Raw genomic sequence first — 21247 nt, 5'->3', positions numbered from 1 at the left:
CGGACGCGGGCGGTGCGGGGCTGGCGACTGTCGCCTCAAGGAATGCTCAAATTCGATCGACGTGAACCACTGAGGCTGCGAACGCACATACGCTCACCGGACCGGTCCGCCGGCAATCACCCGTCGTAGGCAGAAGGAGGGGGAATGCGGCGATCACAACGGCGCATCGCGCTACTCGCGCTGTCCACCCTGGTGGGTAGCATCCTCGTGACGACCGGCCCTGCGGGCGCGGATCCCACGGGACCGTCAGCCGCCACCAGCCGATCCCAGCCTGAGGATCGTGAGTCGGTACGCCTCGTACACATCAGGCTGACCGGTGCCGACATGCTGGACAAGGTGGCCGCTGCCGGCTTCGACCTCGAACACGGCCTCCGGCGCGTGCCGAACGGCATCGAGGGCGAAGCGGTGGTGACCGCCGAGCAGGTCACCGAACTCACGGCGATGGGCGTCGAGCTGCTCGGCGACGACGCGGGCTTCGCCTGGAGCAACGAGGCCGACGGTGGCCTTGGCATCGACGCCGCCAGCGCGCGGGCGGCCCAGCCGGCGAACCACGACGCGACGGTACGCGTCGTCCGCGCCGACTGGTTCACCACAAAGGGTCAGGGTTTCCTCTACGTCGAGGCGCGGACCACCGAGGGGCAGCAGGCGGACCCGATCGTGGGGATGCAGCTGGAGAACGACTCGGGGAAGGGCACGCCGTTCGGCTTCGCCCGGACGATGAGCCGGTTCGTCGACTCGGGGCAGTACATGTTCCACCGGAACCTCTTCAAACTCGACGTACGCCCCAACAAGATCAAGCTGACGAGTTCCACCGGTGGCGTCGCGACCGGTGTCGTCTCCAACTGGTTGGAGGACGCCTCGCCGCCGCTGACGGCGAACCCGTCCTACAAGTCGGACTTCGTGGACGGCTACCGGCACCCGCAGCAGCTCTACAGCCGTGCCAAGGAGATCGCCCGTCAGTACCCGGACATCGCCGAGATCGTCTACCTGCCGAACCAGACGAACGGGTACCAACGCAAGGCGCAGGCCCAGATCGGCGGTACGGGGCAGGCGGCTGTCGTCGTCACCTCGGCGGCGTGGGGTCACCAGGGCGGCAACGACATCACTGTGGACTTCGTGGATCGGCCTGACGCGAACCTTCCGCTGTCGGTGGAGGTCACCGGCAAGGCGGTCCGTGTCCTGCTCGCCACGGACGCCTCGGGTGCGCCGACGAGCACGGCCGCCGAGGTGGCCGAGGCGCTGCGGACCCGCTCAGCGGGGCTCATCGACCGGGCGCACCCGTACCGCACCAACGAGGGCACCGGCATCGTCACTCCGACGGCCGGCCCGGTCGCGCTGACCGACTTCCTCGACCAGAAGCGCGTCGGAGCACCGGAGGGCGAGGTGCCGCGCGGCCCCGCGACGATCCCGGTCCTGCGGATCGGCAAGCACCGTGACGGCAAGAAGCCCGGCGTCCTCATCCAGGCGCAGGACCACGCCCGCGAATGGGTGCCGGCGACGACCAGCCTGGAGTCGGCCGAACGTCTGGTGCACAACTACCGGTCCGACCGGGAGACGAAGAAAATCGTCGAGAACACCGATGTCTTCTTCATCCTGTCCAACAACCCCGACGGGGCGAACTACAGCTTCTACAACTTCGCCTCGCAGCGTAAGAACATGACGAACCACTGCCCGGACGTGAGCGCCGATCCGGCGCAGCGGAACTCCTGGGGCGTCGACCTGAACCGGAACTACCGGGTCGGGTCGGGCCACGACGGCTACGCGGGAGGGTCGACAAACTGCGTCAGTGGCACCTACCAGGGGCCGGAGGAGCTGTCCGAGCCCGAGTCGAAGAACATCATCTGGCTGGTCGAGAAGTACAAGAACATCAAGTTCATGATGTCGGTGCACTCCAACGGCGGCCAGCTCTTCTGGCAGCCCGGCGCCTACATCGCGGACGGCCGGATCACCACGCCGCGCCCGCCGCTGGGTGACGAGGCGTTCTACTGGCAGTCCGCCGCCAGGATCCTGTCGCAGGTCAAAGCGCACCGGGAAACCGTCGTCACGCCGGAGAACGTCGGCGGCTCGTCCGACGTCCTCTACTCCTCGGCGGGCAACGTACGCGAGGACCTGTACCACACCTACGGGATCTACGCGTTCGGCTGGGAGGTCGGCGGCTCCGTCTACAACCCGGCCACCGGCGACTGGCAGGGCGGTTCGTTCCAACCGGAGTGGGACGGCAACCCCGAGCTCGTCAGCGGCCACGCCGAGACGATGGAGTACGCCAACGGGATCATGGAGATGTTCCGGGTCGCTGCGGACTGGGGCAGGGACAAGAAGAACCCGACGTCCCAGTTGGTTCCGGGCGCGGGGCGCTACTCCGGGCCTGTCGACGTGCACTTCGAGACCAGCGAGCCGGCCACCATCTACTACACGACCGACGGCAGCCGGCCGACGCTCGAGTCGCCCCGCTACGCGGCCACCGAGTTCCGTGAGCCGGGGCAGGTGTTCCACGTGACCGAGACGACGACGTTCCGCTGGTTCTCTGTCGACAGCGCCGGCAACATCGAGAAGAACTACGACCCGACGAAGAACGACAAGCGCAACAACTACCGCAGCGCGACGATCAGGATCGCCAAGCGGTAACGCCCCGCGACAGTTGCCCCGTCGGTGCGGACCACCCGCGCCGACGGGGCAACTTCTGCGTGAACAGGTCGCGGCGGTCAGCCGCGTCGACCTGCCCACAACGGGCTGTCAACGTAGTGGTTGTCGTAGCGGTCCTGGGTTTCGCCGACGTCCTGCCAGGTGGCTTCGCCCTGGTGCACCCTGTCGAGCAGCCGGTAGTAGTCGAACCGGGGCTTGCCGGGGGTGATCACGACGAGGAAGTCGGCGTCCCGGCCATCGGCGGGGGCGAAGGCGTGCGGGGTGTTCGGCGGGACGAAGAGCGTGTCTCCCTGGTGCAGGGTGTGCAGTTGGTCGTCGACGAGCATCTCGAGGGCACCGTCGAGAATGAAGAACAGCTCACCGGAGTGGGTGTGCAGGTGTGGCGGCGCACCGTCGGTGCCGTGCTTGAGCAGGGTGCGGTTGCTGGTCAGGGCGCCGCCGGTGTGCTCGGGGTCGAGGAGCAGCGTGATCACGCTGGCCGGGTCACTGTCGAGAACCTCGGCCTGGGCTGCGCGTACCAAAGTCATTGTCGGCTCCTTCGTCGTCCGTCGATTCCTAGACACTAGATGTCCAGGATCGCTCGACACCAGTGATCATGGCCTGCGTCACAAATTCTGGACAGGTAGAGTCCAGGATTATGCGGATGAGTCAGGGCGTCGAATGGGCCCTCCACACGTGCCTCAACCTGAGCTGGCTGGACGCCCCGGTGCCGACCAGCACCCTCGCCGCCTTCTACGAGCTGCCGCCGGCATACCTGAACAAGCAGCTCCAGGCCCTGGCCCGGGCCGGGATCCTCACCTCGACCTCGGGGCCGCGCGGCGGCTTCCAACTGGCCCGGACCCCGGCGGCGATCTCTCTGCTGGACATCGTGGCCGCGATCGAGGGCCCGGAGGAGCTGTTCCAGTGCGACCAGATCCTCCGCAAGGGCCCGGGCGAGCACGCAGGCGTCGACTATCGACAGTCCTGCGCGTTCGCCCAGGCCATGCGCGGCGCCGACCTGGCCTGGCGGCGGGAGTTGGCGGGTAGGACCGTTGCTGACGTTCGGGCCGACGTCGAGCGAGGGCATCCCGAGGCACCAGCCAACACCCGCGCCAGGATCGTGGAACTGCGCTAGTGCGCGGTCAGCGGCCGTGCACCTCCAGCTCCCACAGCGAGTAGCCGTACGCGGGCAGGGCCCGCTGGGTGCCTTGGACGCGTAGGTAGCGGCCGGTGGCCGAGAGGGCGATGTCGTCCACGCCGCCGTCGCCAGTGGTCGTGGTGTGCACCGGCGTCCAGGTGACGTTGTCCGGGGAGACCTGGATCTGGTACGCCCGGGCGTACGCCGCCTCCCAGGTCAGCCGGACCCGGTCGAGGGTGCGGGACGTGCCGAGGTCCACCGCGATCCACTGCGGGTCGGCGTACGCGCTGCCCCAGCGGGTGGTGGCGTTGCCGTCCACGGCGTTGGCCGCCGCGTGCGCGCTGCCCGGCTCCACGCTGGACGCGGTGACCGGCTTGCCCCGGGAGAGCACTGTGCCACCGACGGCGGTGCCGTGGACGTTGAGGTCCCACAGCGAGTAGCCCCACTGGGTGGCGCGCTGGGTGCCGTACACCCGCAGGTAACGGCCGGTGCCGGTGACAGTGAGGTCGTCGACGCCGCCGTCGCCTGTGGTCGTGGTGTGCACCGTCGACCAGGTGACGTTGTCCGGTGACACCTGGACCTGGTAGGCCCGCGCGTACGCCGCCTCCCAGGCCAGCCGAACCCGGTTGATCGCGTAGGAGGCACCCAGGTCGACGATGATCCACTGCGGGTCGGCGTACGCACTGCCCCAGCGGGTGGTCGTGTTGCCGTCCACGGCGTTGCCCGCCGCGTGCGCGCTGCCCGGCTCGACGCTGGACGCCGTCACCGGCCGGCCCCGGGCCAGGTCGGTGGCAGGCGGCTCACTCGGGCCGTCGGCCTTGATCCGCACGTTGCGGTAGTTGATGTCCATTCCGGCGCCGTCGTTCTGCAAGCCGATGTAGCCGTTGGCGATGGCCCGGCTGCTGACGTAGTCGTTGATTTTGACGCCGTTGAGCCAGATCTCGACCCGCTGTCCGTGCACCCCGATCTCGTAGGTGTTCCAGGAGCCGGGTGGGTTGAGCGCCGCCGCGCGGGCGGCGTGGTTGGGTGCCTGGAAGCTGTAGACGCTGCCGGTGGTGCGCGTCGGGTCGCCGTCGGTGGCGTCGATCTGGATCTCGTGACCGGCGGCGACCGGGCGCCACGGGTCGCCCTGCGGATCGGGGAACCCGATGAAGACCCCACCGTTGTCGTCGCCCGGCATCATCCAGTCGACCTTGAGCGAGTAGTTGGCGAAGGTACGCACCGGGTACCAGAGCAACCCCATGCCACCGTTCGACGTGAGGGTGCCGTCGGCCAGGGTGAAGCCACCCGGCCCTGCCTGTCGCCACTGCCCGAGGCTGGCCTGGGTGCCGTCGAACAGCGGGGTGTAGCCGGGCTCCGGCCGGCAGTCGGCCGCCACCGCCCCGGCCGCCACCTGGATGCCGCCCAGCAGCATGCGGGTGAAGTTCGGGTCGGCGTAGCTCTGCTCGGTGTGGCCGAGGCCGGTGTACCAGGAACGTCCACCGCCATAGCTGTGGCACCAGGTGATCGGGTGGTCACCACCCATCGAGCCGCCGGTGTACGACGACTCGTCGAGGCTGGCCAGCACCTTGACCGCCGCGCGGGGGTTGGTCCGGTAGTTGTACCACTCGTCGGTGCGGGTCCAGGTCGACGGCAGGTGCGCGGTCGAGGCGTTGGTCCGGTCCTCGACCCGCACCGTCGCCTGCTGGGTGGCCGGGTGCGAGGCGAAGTACCCGCCGACCAGCCCGCCGTACCACTGCCAGTCGTACTCCGTGTCGGCGGCGGCGTGCACTCCGACGAAACCGCCGCCGGCGGCCAGGTACGCCTCGAACGCGCCCTGCTGGCCGGCGTCGAGCACGTCGCCGGTGGTGCTGAGGAAGACCACCGCCTGGTACTGGGCGAGGTTGGCAGCGGTGAAGGTCGCCGCGTCCTCGGTGGCGGTGACGGTGAAGCCGTTCGCCGCGCCGAGCTGCTGGATGGCGGCGATGCCGTTGGGGATGGAGGAGTGCCGGAAGCCGGCGGTCTTGGAGAAGACCAGGACCTTGCTCAGCTCGGCGGCCTCAGGGGCCGCGGTCGCCGGCCCGGCTGGTCCGACGGCGGCGACACCAACGGCGAGCAGGACAGCGAGCGCGATTCGTAGCGGCGGCGTCATCTTCATCGACACGATCTCCTCTGGATCGTCGTGCGGATGCGGGTCTCGCACCCCGGGAACTGCCCCGGTGTGCCCACGTCCGCCGAAACGAGGGCGATGTCGAGACGGCGCGGAGCGGTGCCACAGTGCCGGGTTGACGGCATCCGAATAACATCGATCCACATCGCTGATGTGCAGTTAACCTCGGGCGTCTGTGCGGGTCAATCCCTCGCACATGGGCCGCGTCACCTCAGGCGCGGTGCGCCGCCACGTTGATGATGTTGCCGTCCGGAGCGCGGACGAAGAACCTGCGCACGCCCCACGGCTCGGTGGTCAGCGGGTGCACGATTTCGTAGCCGAGCCGCTGTGCCTCGGCATAGGCGCCGTCCACGTCGTCCACCTGCACGCTGATGACCGAGTCCTCGGGCGCGGTCGCGTCGCCGGAGACGAGCTGAACGGCCACGTCGGGGTCGGACGAGGTGTACCGGGCCACCCAACCCAGGCTGAACGCCTCGGTGCTCAAGCCGAGAAAGTCGGTGTAGAAGCCCTTCGCGGCGCTGACGTCAGCCACCGGAAGGTTGGGCAGAATGCGAATGACGCGCATGGGAACCTCCAGCTCGGATGTCTGAGGCCCCTGATTATCCGCCTGACACAGCACTCGCCATGGCGGATCCTGACGCGGTGGCAGCCGACGACATGAGCGATGCCGAGAACTGGACCGGCGGGTTCTACGAGCTGATCCTGATCCTCGGGGCAGCCGTTGACGCCCGACTCGACCGGGCCGTGGGTGCGCTGTGGCGGGCCGCTGACGTCCGTGATTGCCGCGCCGGGGCTGACCTGATCGAGGTGATCCCCGGCGCGGACGCGTTCACGGCGGGCGGGCACCTGTTCGGGACGCTCACTCTGCCGTCCGGTGCGCGGGTGGTGTGTGGCAGCTACACGACCAGGTACGAGGGCATCGACAGCCTGGCGCTCTACTTTCCGCTCGGCGCGCTCGCCACGGTGGACGACAGGGTCGGCGGGTACCCCTTCGACGAGCGCAGCGGTGTCGAGTCGCTGGTTTGGCGGGCCCCCCTCGACAGTTGGCTGGCCGACATCGCCGTCACGGTGTACGCCGACGTGCCGTTCGCACGCGCCATCATCGGTTTCGAGGCTGACGACGACACCGACAGCAGCTACACCGCTCGCCTGACCCCCGGGACCAACGGCCTGGACTACCACCCGGCGACCAGCTGAATGGTCGGCGGGGCCTGAGCGCCCGGTTGCCGGGCAGTTGGATCGAGACGATGTGCTGCACGCTCGCGGACCGCGTCCCGGTCAGCGTCTCGGTCTTCATCCGGAGTTCCGGTAGAGCTGTTCGGGCGGGCGGGCCAGGCGGTCTGCCGATTAGGCTGCCGGGCCTAGGACGGTAGCGGCGATGCCAGCGGGGGCGAGGATGAGCACCGACGATCGGATCGTGCGGGCCCGAGAGATCTACGAACGGGCGGTGTTCGGCGGCGACACCAGCGGGCTGATCGACGCCGAGCAGGGCCTGCACGCCGTCGAGGCCGATGCGGCATTGGCGCGGGGGATGATCCTGCACGCCCGCTTTCAGAGCGCGCCCGCCGACGCCGGTTCGTCGCCTACCGAGGATCCCGCCGAGCTGCCGCTGTTCGAGCGCGCGCTCGAGCTGTACCGGGCACTGGGGGACACGCGCGGGGAGGCCGAGGCGTTGTTCTGGATCGGTTGTCTGCACCAGTTCATCCGACGTGACGACGAAACCGCGGTCCCGTACCTGGAGCGCTCCTGCCGGCTCGCGGCGCAGACCGGCGACAAGCCAACCCGGTCGGAGGCGCTCCGGCATTTGGGCATCGCGGCGCACGCCGCCGGCCGGCTGGACGAGGCGCGCGAGCGGCTTGAGGAGTCGACCCGGCTGCGCCGGGAGGTCGGAGCGCTGGCGGGCGTGGCCTCCAACATGATCGGGCTGGCTTACATCGCCGCCGCCCAGGACCGCGGCGCGGACGCGCTCGCCACCCTCGACGAGGCGCACGTCATCGCACGTACCCACGGCGCGCACGCCATCGCCCGGCACATCGAGCAGGCGAGAACGCAGATCTGAGTTTGCGGCCGGGGCTGGCGAGCGGCCTTCGGGGTTCGGCCGTCAGTGCTGGAGCAGTCAGCTCAGCGCCGCCGCCTTGCCGAGCAGCACCGAGCGTTCGCGCTGATTGGCGCAGAGCCGGGCGGCCAGCTCCAGCTCGGCGCGCGCCTCCGGAAGCCGGCCGAGGCGGGTCAGCAGCTCACCGCGTACGGTCGGGACGAGGTGTGACCCGGGGAGCCGGTTCGAGGCGATCAGCTCGTCCACGATGGTCAGGGCGTGTGCCGGGCCCGAGGCCATGGCGACGGCGACGGCCCGGTTGAGGTCGACCACCGGCGAGGGCGCGACCCGGCTCAGCGTCTCGTAGAGCCGGACGATCCGGGCCCAGTCGGTCTCCTCGACCGAGGGCGCCGACGCGTGCGTGGCCGCGATCGCGGCCTGTAGACCGTAGGGGCCGAGGCCGCGCTGCGATGCCCTGGCCAGCGCGGCCAGCCCACGGCGGATCGCCGGGAAGTCCCACAACCGGCGGTCCTGGTCTTCAAGGAGGATCGGGGTGCCGTCCGGCTCGGTCCGGGCCGGAAAGCGCGCCGCCGTCAGCTCGCACAGGGCGAGCAGGCCGTGCACCTCCGGCTCGTCCGGCTGGAGCGCGGCAAGTGTGCGGGTCAGCCGGATCGCCTCGTACGCCACGTCGGTGCGCAGCAGCCGGTCGCCTGACGTGGCCGTCGACCCCTCCGTGAAGATCACGTAGAGGACGCTGAGCACCCCGCCCAGCCGCTCGCGGCGCTCACCGACCGGCGGCAGTTCGAACGGCACCCCGGCGGCCGCGATCGCCTTCTTGCCCCGGGTGATGCGGGCCTGCACGGTTGGCACCGGCACCAGGAACGCACGGGCGATCTCCTCCGTGGACAGGCCGCCGACCACCCGCAGGGTGAGCGCCACCCGTGCCTCGCGGGAGAGCACCGGGTGGCAGCTGACGAACATCAGCGCCAGCACATCGTCGTCGATCGCGTCGGTGTCGATTTCCTGATCGAGGGCGGGACCGGCCGCCAACAGGGCGTATCGCTCCTGGAGGGCGACCCGGCGGCGGATCGCGTCGATCGCCCGCCGCCGGGCCGTGGCCATCAGCCATCCGGCCGGATTGGCTGGAGCGGCACGTGGCCAGCACACCAGCGCCTCGGCCACCGCCTCCTGGGCGGCGTCCTCGGCCAGCCCGAAATCACCTGTGAACCGGGTCAGCGCGGCGACGATCCGCGCCGACTCGATCCGCCAGACGGCCTCGACGTCGGCCGTACCCATCAGACCTGGCCGTTGCTCTCGCCACCCTGCGGGACCTCGTCGGCCTCGGCCACCCGCCGGACCTCGATCTTGGACCCGCGGACCGCCGGGACCCGCTTCGCCCACTCGACCGCCTCCTGTTTCGTGGCGACATCGAGCAGGAAGTAGCCCCCGAACAACTCCCTGGTCTCGCCGTACGGACCGTCGGTGACCACCGGTGCCTCGCCGCTGAAGTCGACGACGACGCCCTGACGCGGATCGTCCAGCCCTTCGGCCGCGACGAGGACGTCGGCCTTCATCATGTCCTCGATGAATTGGCGGGTGGTGGCCATCATCTCGTCGAGATTGGCCATCATGGCCGCGTTCGTCTCATCGGTGCCCCGCATGATCAACAGGTACTTCGACATCGCGTTCTCCTCATCCGACGGGGCCGTCTCCCGGCCCCAGCATCCCCACGTCGAACGGGCGGCCCACGGATCGACACGGACCCGGACCATTCTTTCCCTGTCCCTGTCCCTGCTCCGCGATCTTGCACTTGCTGTCCCGGCATACGGGGCACCTCACCCATGTCGACAACTGAAACTGCATGATCGACGCGGCGGGGAGCGCCGCCGCCGCTTGATTCGATCGGTAATCGTCAATAGATTGAGGGTGGGCGCCGCCGGGGTCCGGGCGACCGGGCCGTCGGCGGCTGACAGGTCCACCCCCGAGCCGGGCATTTCGGTCGTACGCGCGACCGGTCGCTGTGGCGCGCCGCCGCGCCGCATCCAGGGCACGTTGTCGCGCCGCGTCCGTCCAGGGCGCGCCGCCGTGCCGCCTCCGCTCAGCTCGATGGCAGAAGGACCCTTCATGACGATTTTCCGTGCCCGCCCCGCCGCGACCCTGGTGGTCGTCGCCGCGCTGGCCGCCGCTGCGACCACAACCGGAGCGGCAGTGCTCAGTGGCCCCGCCACAGCCGCTCAGGGTTGCCGGGTCGACTACACGCCCAACCAGTGGCCCGGCGGATTCACCGCCACCGTCAAGGTCTCCCCGGGGGACGCCGCCGTCTCCAGTTGGACAGTCACCTGGACGTACGCCGGCGACGAGCGGGTCACAAGCGGCTGGAACGCCACGGTCAGCCAGTCCGGATCGACGGTGACCGCCCGCAACGCGTCGTACAACGGCAGCATCCCGGCCGGTGGCTCCACCGAGTTCGGGTTGCAGGGCACGTACGGCTCCAGTGGTGGCGCGCCGACCGGGTTCAGCCTGAACGGCGTAGCGTGCAACGGCGCCACGCCGCCGCCAACCACACCTCCGCCAACCACGCCTCCGCCGACCACCCCGCCGCCGACCACCCCTCCGCCCACCACCGAGCCGCCGACCGGATGTGCCGGCGCGGTGCTCTGCGACGGCTTCGAGGGCCAGACCGGGTCGACGCCGTCCGGTGACTGGGCCGTGGTCAGCCCGGACTGTTCCGGCGCGGGTACCGCCACCATCGACACGGCGACCACGCACAGCGGCAGCCGGTCGGTTCGGATCAACGGCGCCGCCGGGTACTGCAACCACGTCTTCATCAGATCCACGAAGAACCTCGGCAGCGTGGGCAGCGTCCGGTACGGCCGGGTCTGGGTCCGGCACACCACCGCCCAACCCACCGAACACACCACGATGATGGCAATGGCCGACGCCGCCGACGGCAACAAGGATCTACGGTTGGGTGGCCAGAACGGCGCCCTGCAGTGGAACCGTGCCTCCGACGACGCGACACTGCCCGAGCAGAGCCCGGCCGGGGTGGCGCAGAGCGTGCCGCTGCCCACCAACCGGTGGACCTGCGTGGAGTTCATGGTGGACGGTGCGTCCGGTCAACTGCGCACCTGGCTGGACGGCACCGCCATCCCCGGGCTGACCGCGGACGGCGCACCGACGCACGACATCGACGGCCAGTGGTACAACCGCACCTGGCGGCCGCAGCTCACCGACCTGAAGCTGGGCTGGGAGAGCTACGGCGGCGGAGCCGACACCCTCTGGTACGACGACGTCGCGCTGGGGTCCAGCCGGATCGGCTGCTGACCCGTCGGGGTCGTGGGCGGGGGCCGTCAGCGGCGCCCCGCCCTGGTGCTGAATACGTCGAGGGTGTGACCCGGGTTCCGGGTCACACCCTCGTCTGCGTCTGCGTCGGCTGGATCGGGCGGTGCCCGGAACGCCGGACTGCTTCCGCTGCGGCCTGGCACACCACACCCCCGACTGCCAGGCCGCGGAGGCCCTGTTGCTATGTTCACGCCTATGAAAACCGTTTTCATTAAGGTGGGCATGTGCCTGGTGCTGGCCGCGGCCGGCTGCTCCGACGGTGGAGCCGCCGCACCGGTCGCGCAGGGCCACGCGGCCACCCCGGTCCACCTGACCAACTGCGGACTGCCGGTCACCGTCGCCGCGCCACCCCAGCGAGCGATCGCACTGGAACAGAACGCCACCGAGATCATGCTCAGCCTCGGTCTCGCCGACCGGATGGTCGGCACCAGCTACCAGACCGACCCGGTGCTGCCCGACCTGCGCCCCGCCTACGACAAGGTGCCGGTGCTGGCCAAGCTCTACCCCTCACGAGAGGCGGTCCGGGCGGCGAATCCGGACTTCGTCTACTCGACCTACACCTCGGCGTACGCGCCGGACGCCGCGGGTTCGCGCGCTGACCTGGCCACGCTCGGCGTACCGGCGTACCTCTCCGGGTTCGCCTGCGAGAAGCCGGCGGACGCGACCCAGACGGTCACCTTCGACGGGATCTTCGATGAGATCCGCGACATCGCCGGCGTCTTCGGCGTGCCGGAGCGGGCCGACAAGCTGATCCACGAGCAGCAGAGTCGGTTGGACGCCGCCCGACGTGCGATGCCAACGGCCGCGCCGAACGCCGGACCGTCACTCCTCTGGTACTACTCCGGAACGAGCACCCCGTACGTTGCCGGACACGGCGGGGTTCCGGACGCGATCAGCTCGCTGCTGGGCGCCCGCAACACGTTCACCGATGCCAGCCAGAAGTGGCCGGCCGGCAACTGGGAGGAGATCGCCAAACGCAACCCGGCGGTGATCGTGCTGGCCGATCTGACCAGGGGTGGAGACGGCGACAGTGCCCAATCGAAGATTGACTTCCTGCGCCGCAACCCGGTGACGTCGAAGCTGGACGCGGTGGTCGCCGGACGATTCGTCACAGTGCCCGGCTCGTCGATGGATCCGTCGATCCGCAGCGTTCAGGCGGCGGAACTGGTCGGTGCCCACCTGCACGGGACCGTCCGATGACCCCGCCGGCCGGCACCGATGTCGCCGCGCTCGACCAGTCGGCCGCCCGCCGCCTGCTCGAACTCTGGAACGACCAGCAGTCCGCCTACGTGGCCCACCGCGACCTGCGGTTCGACGCGATGGCCGACGTGCTGCGGCTGCACTGCCCGGACGATCTCGCGATCCTCGATCTGGCCTGCGGTCCCGGTGCGATCAGCGACCGGATCCTGGCCCAGTTCCCCCGTGCCACCGCCGTCGCGGTCGACTACGACCCGATCCTGCTGAAGGTCGCGCGGCGTGCCCTGGACCGGTACACCCCTCGGGTCGAGGTCCACGACGTCGACCTGGTGGCCGACGGCTGGGAGCAGGCATTGACCGGACGGCGGATCGACGCCGTGCTCACCTCGACGGCACTGCACTGGCTCGCGCCGGAGCAACTGCTGCGGGTCTACACCACCGCGGCGCGGTTGCTGCCCGCCGGTGGTGTGCTGCTCAACGCCGACCACCTCCGCTACGACGAGTCGGCGCCCACCCTGCGCGACATCGCCAGTCGGCACGACGCGCAGGTGCAGCAGGAGACATTCGCTGCCGGAGCGCTCACCTACTCCGCCTGGTACGCCGAGGCGGCCCGACACCCGGAACTGGCCGGGCTGGCAGCCCAGCGGGAACGGCGGTTCGCCGACCGACCGCCGCAGGCCCCGGCGGCACTGGGGTTCCACCTGGCTGCCCTTCGCACGGCCGGGTTCGCCGAGGTCGGCACCGTCTGGCAGTACCTTGACGACTACGTGGTGTTCGCCCGCCGATGAACCCGCGAGTCGTACGATCCCTCGTCTCGGCGAGCGGCCCGCACGGGTCGACCCGACGAGACCCGCCACCCCGCACCGGCATCTCGAGAAACGGCCGGTACGTCCTTCCGTCGGCAGTGCTCCTGCTGCTGGTCACCATCGCCGCGGCGGTCAGCGTGGGCTCGGCCGATCTGCCGATCGACAGCGTTCTGCGCGCGGTGGCCAGCCATGTGGGCCTCCCGGTCCAGCCCCTACCGCCGTTGCCGGACAGCATCGTGTGGGATCTCCGGTTACCCCGGGTGCTGTTGGCCGCGTTGGTCGGTGCCGGTCTGGCGGTGTGTGGGGCGGTGCTACAGGCGCTCACGCGCAACCCGCTGGCCGACCCGTTCCTGCTCGGTGTCTCGTCCGGCGCGTCCACCGGAGCGGTGGCGGTGCTGGTACTCGGCATTCGGATCGGCGCCGGCCCGGTCGACCTGACCACCGGCGCGTTCGTCGGCAGCATGACCGCGTTCGGCGCGGTGCTGCTGCTGGCCGGCCGGCGGGCCGGCGAGCCGACCCGGATCGTTCTCGCCGGGGTGGCCGTCTCGCAGCTCTTCAGCGCGGTGACAAGCCTGATCGTGATCTCCGACGCGCACACCCAGGACACCCGTAGCGTGACGTTCTGGCTGCTCGGCTCGCTGACGGCGGCCTCCTGGGCATCGGTGGCGCTGAGCGCCGTGGTTGTCGGCGTCGGCCTGCTGGTCTGCTGGGCCAGCGCGACGGCGCTGGACGCGTTCGCGTTCGGCACCGATACCGCCCGATCGCTCGGCTTCTCTCCCGGACGCACCCGGCTGCTGCTGTTCACAGTCACCGCCCTGATGGCGGCCGCGTTGGTCGCGGCGAGCGGTGCCATCGGTTTCGTCGGGCTGACAGTGCCGCACGCCGTACGGTTCCTGTTCGGCTCCGGGCATCGGACGTTGCTGCCCGCCTGCGCGGTGATCGGCGCGATCTTCCTGATCTGGGCAGACACCGTGGCGCGGACCGTCTTCTCACCACAGGAGCTGCCGGTGGGCGTGCTCACCGCGCTGCTCGGGGTGCCGGTGTTCGCGCTGGTCATGCGACGCCGGACGGGTACGCCGTGATCGCGCCGGGCGCTGCCGGTCGGGGAGTGGGCGACAGTGGTCGGGCGACCGGCGGTGACCAGTACCCGGCGGGAGCGTTGCCGGCGCGGCTGGACGCGGACGGGATCGGATGGGGCGTGGCCGGCGTGCGGATCCTGGCCGGGGTGGCGCTCACCGCCGAACCGGGCGCCACGGTCGGGCTGCTCGGGCCGAACGGCTCCGGCAAGTCGAGCCTGCTGCGACTACTTGCCGGTCTGACCCGGCCGGAGTCCGGGCGGGTGCTGCTCGACGACGTCGCGGTGGACGCGGTACCCCGGCGTGCGCTGGCTCGGCGGATCGCAGTGGTCACCCAACAGGTGGCCACCGACGTGGAGATGTCCGCACTGGAGGTGGTCCTGCTGGGCCGGACCCCTTACCGGCCACGCCTCGCCGGGGTCGGCGCCGCGGATGTGGACCTGGCGCGGCGCGCGCTCGCCGAGGCGGGCCTGGCCGGGTTCGAGCAGCGGCGCTGGTCCAGCCTCTCCGGTGGTGAGCGGCAGCGGGTGGACCTGGCCCGCGCTCTGGTGCAGGAACCGGATCTGCTGCTGCTCGACGAGCCGACAAACCACCTGGACATCCGGCATCAGCTGGAGTTGCTGCGATTCCTTGCGGAGTCGGCCAGCACCGTCGTGGTGACCCTGCATGATCTCAATCTGGCCGCGCAGTACTGCGACCGGCTGGTGCTGCTGCACGGTGGACGAGTGGTCGCGGCGGGTACGCCCGTCGAGGTTCTCACCACCGGCCGGATCGAGCAGGTGTATCAGGTGCGGACGGACGTTGCCATCGCCGCTGACGGCCGGCCCCGGATCTGGTACCGCAGCCAGGCGACGTAGGCGCCGACGGAGCGCGGGCCGAGCCGCCGCGGCACACAGATCCGTACTTCACACGCGAGGATGTCCGAACACTGTTTGGTCCGCACTGTGGCAAGGGCGGGGAGCGCGTTGCCGTGTCCGCCTTCGGCCGCCGTGCGGTCGGGGACCGAGGAGAGACGACAATGGACCGTACGTTGAGCGACATCCTGGACGCGGCGGCGCGCGGCCACTTCCCGCCGCCTGACGGCGGGACGACAGTGGTGTCGCAGCCGAGCCGCCGCGACGCCGGAGTCATCGCCTTCACCGGACACTCGGTGGTGTTCACCGACGAGGATCCCCAGTGGGTACGTCGTACGCTGGCCACCCTCGACTGTGACTCCCTGGCGGCCACGATGAATCCGCGCTTTCTGGGTGCGCTGCTCGACCGCACCCGGCGGTCCATGGACACGATCGACCTGCTGACCGTCGCGAGTTGCCTTGCCGGGCCGCCCCCGCTGCGGCTGACCGAGCTTGCGGACGGCGATCATCCCCGCGAGGTAAGGGCCCGTCGGCGCCGTGACGACGTCCGCGTCTGGGCCGTCGAGGGCGGGGTGGTCGTGCTCGGCCGGGGGGTGGCCGGCCGGTGGGAGGCGGCGATAGAGGTCGACGACGAGCGTCGCCACCGGGGCCTGGGGCGGGCGCTGGCGACGGCCGCCCGACATCTGGTGCCCGACGGTCAGCCGGTCTGGGCCCAGCAGGCCGCCGGTAACGCGCGCAGCGTGCGTGCCTTCCAGGCGGCGGGGTTCCGGCCGGTGGGCGCTGAGGCGCTTCTTCTCCGGACGTAGGCGCTGTGCCGGACGAGCCGGTCGTACCACTGTGGGCCGAACCGTGATCGGCGGGACGTTTCCGCGATCACGCCCGGGGGCATCTCGGCGGGTGAAGGGCAGCCGCCCGCCCCCCTGATCGAGGAGAACAACATGTCGGCCCAGGCAGTTCTGTACGTCATCGCCGTCATCCTGATCGTGCTCGCCGCCCTGCCGCTGCCCACGAGGGGTGTCTCGCTCGCGCTTCTGGGTGCCGCCTGCGCCCTGCTCGCCTACGCCTGGCCGGTGATCACCGCGTGACCTTTCCGTGAGTCATCGTTGGTGCGGTCGGTGGCCGGCAGCCTGAGCACGATCGGGCTGCCGGCCACCGACCGTGAGCCTGTCGCCCGCACGGAACCTGCTTGCTGAGTTTGTTTCACAAGCGTAGGAAGAACGCCACCCGTCGATCTGCCGTCCAGCGTCGAAGGAGATGCGTGTGACCACCTCCAGAGGGCTCCGTCTCGCCGTGTCCGTGCTGGTGACAGCGGGCGCCGTCCTGCTCGGCACGGCAGCCCCCGCCGCACCGCCACCGGCCCCCGCTCCGGTCGGGCAGCCGTCCTGCGACCCGATCGAGCCGACCGCCTGTCTGCTGCCGTTCCCGAACGACTACTTCACGGTGCCGGACCGGAGCAGCCCCACCGGCAAGCGGGTGCGGTTCGCCGCTGCCGCGATGCCCGCCAACGTGCAGGGAACCCCGATCGACCCGACGGAGTGGAACCGGCAGGACGGGTTCAGTCCCGGCTCGCCGATCCTGGTGCGGGTACCCGGCCTCGACGCCGCGGCAACCGGGATCGCGCCGGTCACCGACATCGGCCGATCGCTGGCGCCGGACGCGCCGATCGTGCTGCTCAACACCCGGACCGGTGAGCGCACACCCTACTGGGCCGAGCTGGACGCGCACGCCACCGGTCAGCCCGACCGGCAGCTGCTGATAATCCGGCCGGCGGTGGCGCTGACCGAGGGCACCCGCTACGTCGTGGGGCTGCGCGGCCTACGGGACGGCAACCGGGCGTTGATCCCGGCACCGAAGGCGTTCACCGCGTACCTGACCGGTGCCGGCCGCAAGCAGCGGGACGCTCGGGGGCCGCAGGTGAGGCGCGTCGTCACCGACCTGGTTCGGACCGGCGTCGAACGACACAGCCTCTACCTGGCCTGGGACTTCACGGTCGCCAGCCGGCACGGGCTGACCGGCCGGATGCTGGCGGTCCGGGACGACGCGTTCGCCGACCTCGGCCGGGCCGCGCCGTCGGTCACCGTCACCCAGGTGACCGACTATGCGCCGGCGCAGGATCCGCTGATCGCTCGGCAGGTGACCGGCACCATCGGCGTTCCGTCCTATCTGACCGGCGACGGCGGGCCCGGCTCCCGGCTGCACTACGGCCCGGCCGGCGGCGCCGGGACGCCGCCCACGCCGAACGCTCTGCCCACGCCGTCCGGGGCGACCGTGGCGGCGGACTTCGTCTGCAACATCCCGCGCAGTGCCTCGGCCGCGCGGCCGGCGCACCTCTCGCTCTACGGCCACGGGCTGCTCGGCCGACCGACCGAGATCAACGCCGGCAACGTCAAGACGATGTCGAACACCCACAACTTCACCTTCTGCGCCACCAGTTGGATCGGCATGGCCGCCGCCGACGTCCCCTTCGTGGCCGGCGCCTTCACCGACCTCAGCGTCTTCCCCGCGGTGGCGGACAGGTTGCAGCAGAGCTTCCTGAACTTCCTCTTCCTGGGCCGCGCGATGATCCACCCGGACGGGTTCGCCGCCCACCCGGCGTTCCGGGACGCCACCGCACGGCCGCTGATCAACCGCGCCGGTGGGCTGCACTACGACGGCAACAGCCAGGGCGGCATCAACGGAGGCGCGCTCACCGCCATCGCCCAGGACTGGACCCGGTCGGTGCTCGGCGTACCGGCGATGAACTACTCCACGCTGCTGCAACGCAGCGTCGACTTCGCACCGTTCCAGAGCGTGCTCGACGGCTACTACCCGGACACCGTCGACCAGCAACTGATCCTCGCGCTGCTGCAGATGTTGTGGGACAGATCCGAGGCCAACGGGTACGCCCAGCACATGACCGACCGGCCACTACCGCGTACCCCGGCGCACCAGGTGCTGATGCACGTGGCCTTCGGCGACCACCAGGTCTCGCCCGCCGCCGCCGAGGTGCAGGCACGCACCATCGGCGCGCGCCTGCACACCCCCGCGCTCGCCGACGGCTGGTCACTGGACGTGCGCCCGTACTGGGGCATCACACCGATCCGCCGCTACCCGTACGCCGGCTCGGCGATCGTGATCTGGAACAGCGGCGCGGCCCACGCGCCACCGCCGACCAACCTCGCGCCGGTCGGACCGGAGTTCGGCGACGATCCGCACGAGTTCCCCCGCGCCCAGGCCGGAGCCCAGAAGCAGAAGGCGGTCTTCCTGCTCACCGGCAAGGTCGTCGACGTCTGCGCGCGGACACCCTGCCCGTGACCTGAGACTCGTGACCCGGCGGAGCGCAGGCACGGCCAGCACCCGCCGGGATACGTCGAGCACGACAGGTCAGCAGCGCACCTCGGTCTCCTTCTGCGCCACGTCCGAGATGCCGCCGAGCGCCCGGGTGCACACCGACAGCGTGTTGGCGCCCGAGGACCAGACCTCCGGGCCGCTGGAACACTGCAGGTCGCGCAGCGTGCTGCCGGTCACGATAGAGGTGCAGACCTGGTACGAGCCGTGACTGGCCCGGTACTGCTGCCACACGTACGTGTAGGCGTAGTTCTTGCCGCAGCCCTTGTACTGCTTGACCGAAGCCGCGGTCTGACCGCCGACGGTGACGTACGCGGTCGCGCCGATCTGCACCGAGTCGACGCAGCGCGGGTTGGTCTCGGCGTGCGCGGGTCCGGCGAACGCCAGCGTCGCGGGCACAGCCAGACCGGCGGCCGCGAGGACGCGTACGCCGCGGCGGGAAAGGTTCTTCATCGGTGACCTCCTTCAATGCACCGGGGACCGTCGCCCCCGGTGTCGTCGATGCACCACATTGATGGCCGCCGTGGCCCGTTCGGTACCCTCTGACACGCTCTGACAACGCCTGACAACGTCGTCTGACATGGGGGAGTGATGAAGGAACAGCGTTCCGCCGCCGAGCCGATTCAGGACAGACAGGCCGCCGAGAGGTTCGCCGAACAGCTACGGACCCTGCGGACCAGCGTGGGTGATCCGTCGTTCCGGAAGATGGCTGGGCGCTCGGGCCGGATCTCGCACACCACGCTGCACGAGGCCGCCGCCGGAACCAGGTTCCCCTCCTGGGAAACGGTCCGGGAGTTCGTCCGGGCCTGCGAGGCCGACGAGGCCCAGTGGCGATGTCGATGGGAGGACGCGCAGCGCCCCGGGTCGGTCCACGGCATCGCGGACGATGCTGTCGCGCCGGTCAGCGCCGAATCTCCGCCCGGCGCCGACACCCCGATCACCACTGGTGGAATGGAGCCCGACACCGGGACCGACGCCTCGCAGACCCACGGGCCCGTCGTGTCCGTCGTCCCGGCCCCGTCGCCGGAGGAGCAGAACACGCTGCGGAGCACTGACTATCCGCCGACCGACGAGGACGTCGCGGGTGCGCGGCGGCACCGACTGCCGTGGCTCGCCGCAGCCGCGGTGGTCCTGGTGGTGGCGATGGTCGCTGTCCTGGGCGTCATCGTCCGCGGCCGGTCGTCCCGGGACGACCCCGGCACCGCGGCGGCGTCGTCCACACCGTCGGTGTCGCCGTCAGCGTCGGCGTTCTCAGATTCGCTGATCCCCGGCGACTCCAGCAAGTTCATCTCCGACGTCACCATCCCCGACGGCACCCGGGTGCGGGTGAACACCCAGTTCGTCAAGGTGTGGGCCCTCAAGAACGTGGGGAAGGTCGCCTGGCACAACCGCTTCCTCGCCCGCACCAACCCCACCGCCGACGCCGACGGCTGCCAGGTGCCGGACCGGGTGGCGATCGGTGACACACCGCCCGACGAGCAGGTCATGATCAGTGTCGAGGTCACCGCGCCCAGCCGTCCCGGGAAGTGCTGGGTCAGCTGGAAGATGGTCGACGAGAACGGGCAGGAGTACTTTCCCACCCGCCGGCCGGTGTACTTCATGGTCACCGTGACCGCCTGAGCGCGCTTCCGGTCGCCCGGCGCGGTGTCAGAATGTGAACGCTCGATGTCAGCTCCCGGGTGTCACCAAAGCTGACAACAAAACATCCATCGAGGTCGCTGCCGTCCTGACGGATCTGACAGCACAGCAGGGGTACCGAACAGCAGGCCGTTTCTCGCAAGGTGATGTCCGTTCCGAACGACTCACCAACTGCGAGGAGGATCGACAGTGCGCCGTCCCTGGTTATCCGTCGGGATCGCCGCGCTCTGTGTGGCCGTCGGCGTCCCGGCCCACGCCTGGGCCGCGACATCCGACGCCACAGCGCAGCGAACCGTCACCACTGCCGCGCGGCCGGTAGTGGACATGGAGGCCACCGTCCTGGCCGCCCAGATCGACCCCCGCCGCGCCGACAACACACTGACCCCGGGTGCGAAGAGCTCGGTGCTCGCCGTCGAGCAGGCGTTGCAGGCGAAGGGCCTGCTGAACGCGCAGTGGGTCGACGGCTACTTCGGCACCGTCACCGTCTCGGCGTACGCGGCGTACCAACGCTCCCTCGGCTACACCGGGCTGGCCGCGAACGGGCTGCCCGGCACGACGTCGCTGACGAAGCTCGGGCTGAACCGCTACACAGTCGCCAACACGATCGGTCCGGGCGCGAAGGTCCCGCGGGACGGGTACGTCGTCAACGCCCGTACCCAGGCGATGTTGGCCGAGGCGCAGCGTCTGCTCGGCTACCCCCTGGTGCTCGACCAGGGTTCGTACAACCCCGGCGGCGACCCCACCTCGGCCGGTACGCACGACGGCGGGGGTGTGGTGGACATCTCGGTCACCGGCATGACAGCGACCAAGCGCACCGCCGTCGCCCGGGCCCTGCGTCAGGTCGGCTTCGCCGCCTGGGTCCGCAACCCGAACCAGGGCGACTGGCCGTGGCACATCCACGCCAACGCGATCAACGACACGGACCTGTCCAGCCAGGCGCAGCACCAGGTCGGCGACTACTACCTCGGCATGAACGGCCTGGCCAACCAGGGACCGGACGACGGTCCCCAGGTCCTGATCAAGACCTGGGAGCAGTACCAGCGCGGGCAGTGACCCGCACCCC

General features: G+C 70.3%; 20 protein-coding genes. 14 read left to right on the top strand and 6 right to left on the bottom strand.

The features are described from left to right. Positions 1 to 144: 144 nt before the first annotated feature. The gene (locus AB0K35_RS02960) at positions 145 to 2625 is read left to right on the top strand and encodes a M14 family zinc carboxypeptidase (RefSeq protein WP_363883338.1); all 2481 of its coding nucleotides are present in this window, start codon (positions 145 to 147) and stop codon (positions 2623 to 2625) included. Positions 2626 to 2702: 77 nt separating this feature from the next. On the opposite strand, the gene AB0K35_RS02955 is transcribed toward AB0K35_RS02960, so the two are convergent. Beyond that, on the bottom strand, positions 2703 to 3170 hold the full coding sequence (locus AB0K35_RS02955; protein ID WP_238667879.1) for a cupin domain-containing protein: 468 nt from the start codon (positions 3168 to 3170) through the stop codon (positions 2703 to 2705). Between the two features lie 116 nt (positions 3171 to 3286). Between AB0K35_RS02955 and AB0K35_RS02950 the strand changes: the two genes are divergently transcribed. Continuing rightward, positions 3287 to 3757: an Rrf2 family transcriptional regulator gene (locus AB0K35_RS02950; RefSeq protein WP_238667878.1), complete on the top strand. Its 471-nt coding sequence runs from the start codon at positions 3287 to 3289 to the stop codon at positions 3755 to 3757. Between the two features lie 7 nt (positions 3758 to 3764). On the opposite strand, the gene AB0K35_RS02945 is transcribed toward AB0K35_RS02950, so the two are convergent. Next, complete coding sequence (locus tag AB0K35_RS02945) at positions 3765 to 5897, bottom strand: ThuA domain-containing protein (protein WP_363883336.1); 2133 nt, start codon at positions 5895 to 5897, stop codon at positions 3765 to 3767. 223 nt (positions 5898 to 6120) lie between these two features. Then, the gene (locus AB0K35_RS02940) at positions 6121 to 6474 is read right to left on the bottom strand and encodes a VOC family protein (RefSeq protein WP_363883334.1); all 354 of its coding nucleotides are present in this window, start codon (positions 6472 to 6474) and stop codon (positions 6121 to 6123) included. 59 nt (positions 6475 to 6533) lie between these two features. On the opposite strand from AB0K35_RS02940, the gene AB0K35_RS02935 reads away from it, so the two are divergent. After that, complete coding sequence (locus AB0K35_RS02935) at positions 6534 to 7106, top strand: hypothetical protein (RefSeq protein WP_363883332.1); 573 nt, start codon at positions 6534 to 6536, stop codon at positions 7104 to 7106. Between the two features lie 199 nt (positions 7107 to 7305). After that, positions 7306 to 7968, top strand: a complete 663-nt coding sequence (locus AB0K35_RS02930) for a tetratricopeptide repeat protein (RefSeq protein ID WP_363883330.1) — start codon at positions 7306 to 7308, stop codon at positions 7966 to 7968. Positions 7969 to 8025: 57 nt separating this feature from the next. Here AB0K35_RS02930 and AB0K35_RS02925 read toward each other — a convergent pair whose 3' ends face one another. Together AB0K35_RS02925 and AB0K35_RS02920 are read right to left on the bottom strand one after the other, a co-directional pair. Beyond that, positions 8026 to 9240, bottom strand: coding sequence for a DUF6596 domain-containing protein (locus AB0K35_RS02925; RefSeq protein ID WP_363883328.1), 1215 nt, complete (start codon positions 9238 to 9240; stop codon positions 8026 to 8028). Next, positions 9240 to 9626, bottom strand: a complete 387-nt coding sequence (locus AB0K35_RS02920) for a YciI family protein (RefSeq protein ID WP_363883326.1) — start codon at positions 9624 to 9626, stop codon at positions 9240 to 9242. Before AB0K35_RS02920 ends, AB0K35_RS02925 begins: the two co-directional genes overlap by 1 nt. A 442-nt stretch (positions 9627 to 10068) precedes the next feature. Between AB0K35_RS02920 and AB0K35_RS02915 the strand changes: the two genes are divergently transcribed. The 8 genes from AB0K35_RS02915 to AB0K35_RS02880 all read left to right on the top strand — a co-directional run bounded on the left by AB0K35_RS02915 (position 10069) and on the right by AB0K35_RS02880 (position 18513). After that, positions 10069 to 11268: a cellulose-binding domain-containing protein gene (locus AB0K35_RS02915; RefSeq protein ID WP_363883324.1), complete on the top strand. Its 1200-nt coding sequence runs from the start codon at positions 10069 to 10071 to the stop codon at positions 11266 to 11268. A gap of 213 nt (positions 11269 to 11481) precedes the next feature. After that, positions 11482 to 12486: an ABC transporter substrate-binding protein gene (locus tag AB0K35_RS02910; protein WP_363883322.1), complete on the top strand. Its 1005-nt coding sequence runs from the start codon at positions 11482 to 11484 to the stop codon at positions 12484 to 12486. Then, positions 12483 to 13271 (top strand): class I SAM-dependent methyltransferase, encoded by a 789-nt coding sequence (locus tag AB0K35_RS02905; protein ID WP_363883320.1) that lies wholly within the window; start codon positions 12483 to 12485, stop codon positions 13269 to 13271. The genes AB0K35_RS02910 and AB0K35_RS02905 overlap by 4 nt, the downstream gene beginning before the upstream one ends. Further along, positions 13268 to 14371: an iron chelate uptake ABC transporter family permease subunit gene (locus AB0K35_RS02900; RefSeq protein ID WP_238667870.1), complete on the top strand. Its 1104-nt coding sequence runs from the start codon at positions 13268 to 13270 to the stop codon at positions 14369 to 14371. The genes AB0K35_RS02905 and AB0K35_RS02900 overlap by 4 nt, the downstream gene beginning before the upstream one ends. A gap of 26 nt (positions 14372 to 14397) precedes the next feature. Further along, the gene (locus tag AB0K35_RS02895; protein WP_363883318.1) at positions 14398 to 15222 is read left to right on the top strand and encodes an ABC transporter ATP-binding protein; all 825 of its coding nucleotides are present in this window, start codon (positions 14398 to 14400) and stop codon (positions 15220 to 15222) included. A 161-nt stretch (positions 15223 to 15383) separates the two neighbouring features. Next, positions 15384 to 16025: a GNAT family N-acetyltransferase gene (locus AB0K35_RS02890; RefSeq protein WP_238667868.1), complete on the top strand. Its 642-nt coding sequence runs from the start codon at positions 15384 to 15386 to the stop codon at positions 16023 to 16025. Positions 16026 to 16157: 132 nt separating this feature from the next. Continuing rightward, complete coding sequence (locus AB0K35_RS02885) at positions 16158 to 16304, top strand: hypothetical protein (protein WP_238667867.1); 147 nt, start codon at positions 16158 to 16160, stop codon at positions 16302 to 16304. Between the two features lie 175 nt (positions 16305 to 16479). Continuing rightward, entirely contained in the window at positions 16480 to 18513 is a 2034-nt protein-coding gene (locus AB0K35_RS02880; RefSeq protein ID WP_363883315.1) for a hypothetical protein, read from the top strand. A gap of 69 nt (positions 18514 to 18582) precedes the next feature. Here the strand turns inward: AB0K35_RS02880 and AB0K35_RS02875 are convergent, their stop codons facing one another. Further along, entirely contained in the window at positions 18583 to 18999 is a 417-nt protein-coding gene (locus AB0K35_RS02875) for a hypothetical protein (protein ID WP_238667865.1), read from the bottom strand. 138 nt (positions 19000 to 19137) lie between these two features. Here AB0K35_RS02875 and AB0K35_RS02870 point away from each other — a divergent pair, with 138 nt between their 5' ends. Beyond that, a complete protein-coding gene (locus AB0K35_RS02870; protein ID WP_363883313.1) occupies positions 19138 to 20166 on the top strand; it encodes an NBR1-Ig-like domain-containing protein in 1029 nt (342 codons plus the stop codon). A gap of 207 nt (positions 20167 to 20373) precedes the next feature. Further along, entirely contained in the window at positions 20374 to 21237 is an 864-nt protein-coding gene (locus tag AB0K35_RS02865; protein WP_238667863.1) for a peptidoglycan-binding domain-containing protein, read from the top strand. Positions 21238 to 21247 lie beyond the last annotated feature (10 nt).

It is taken from the genome of Micromonospora sp. NPDC053740 (genome assembly GCF_040677775.1).
GTDB classification, from domain to species: Bacteria; Actinomycetota; Actinomycetes; order Mycobacteriales; family Micromonosporaceae; genus Micromonospora; species Micromonospora alfalfae.
The sequence above is the reverse complement of the archived record's forward strand: the minus strand, read 5'-3'. Positions and strand labels throughout refer to the sequence as shown.

Bases quoted from the DNA above. Each gene is read 5' to 3' on its own strand.
- AB0K35_RS02940 (WP_363883334.1), bottom strand. From the start codon at position 6,474: ATGCGCGTCATTCGCATTCTGCCCAACCTTCCGGTGGCTGACGTCAGC.
- AB0K35_RS02875 (WP_238667865.1), bottom strand. From the start codon at position 18,999: ATGAAGAACCTTTCCCGCCGCGGCGTACGCGTCCTCGCGGCCGCCGGT.
- AB0K35_RS02945 (WP_363883336.1), bottom strand. From the start codon at position 5,897: ATGAAGATGACGCCGCCGCTACGAATCGCGCTCGCTGTCCTGCTCGCC.
- AB0K35_RS02920 (WP_363883326.1), bottom strand. From the start codon at position 9,626: ATGTCGAAGTACCTGTTGATCATGCGGGGCACCGATGAGACGAACGCG.
- AB0K35_RS02890 (WP_238667868.1), top strand. From the start codon at position 15,384: ATGGACCGTACGTTGAGCGACATCCTGGACGCGGCGGCGCGCGGCCAC.
- AB0K35_RS02870 (WP_363883313.1), top strand. From the start codon at position 19,138: ATGAAGGAACAGCGTTCCGCCGCCGAGCCGATTCAGGACAGACAGGCC.
- AB0K35_RS02935 (WP_363883332.1), top strand. From the start codon at position 6,534: ATGGCGGATCCTGACGCGGTGGCAGCCGACGACATGAGCGATGCCGAG.
- AB0K35_RS02925 (WP_363883328.1), bottom strand. From the start codon at position 9,240: ATGGGTACGGCCGACGTCGAGGCCGTCTGGCGGATCGAGTCGGCGCGG.
- AB0K35_RS02910 (WP_363883322.1), top strand. From the start codon at position 11,482: ATGAAAACCGTTTTCATTAAGGTGGGCATGTGCCTGGTGCTGGCCGCG.
- AB0K35_RS02960 (WP_363883338.1), top strand. From the start codon at position 145: ATGCGGCGATCACAACGGCGCATCGCGCTACTCGCGCTGTCCACCCTG.
- AB0K35_RS02955 (WP_238667879.1), bottom strand. From the start codon at position 3,170: ATGACTTTGGTACGCGCAGCCCAGGCCGAGGTTCTCGACAGTGACCCG.
- AB0K35_RS02915 (WP_363883324.1), top strand. From the start codon at position 10,069: ATGACGATTTTCCGTGCCCGCCCCGCCGCGACCCTGGTGGTCGTCGCC.
- AB0K35_RS02950 (WP_238667878.1), top strand. From the start codon at position 3,287: ATGAGTCAGGGCGTCGAATGGGCCCTCCACACGTGCCTCAACCTGAGC.
- AB0K35_RS02900 (WP_238667870.1), top strand. From the start codon at position 13,268: ATGAACCCGCGAGTCGTACGATCCCTCGTCTCGGCGAGCGGCCCGCAC.
- AB0K35_RS02905 (WP_363883320.1), top strand. From the start codon at position 12,483: ATGACCCCGCCGGCCGGCACCGATGTCGCCGCGCTCGACCAGTCGGCC.
- AB0K35_RS02885 (WP_238667867.1), top strand. From the start codon at position 16,158: ATGTCGGCCCAGGCAGTTCTGTACGTCATCGCCGTCATCCTGATCGTG.
- AB0K35_RS02930 (WP_363883330.1), top strand. From the start codon at position 7,306: ATGAGCACCGACGATCGGATCGTGCGGGCCCGAGAGATCTACGAACGG.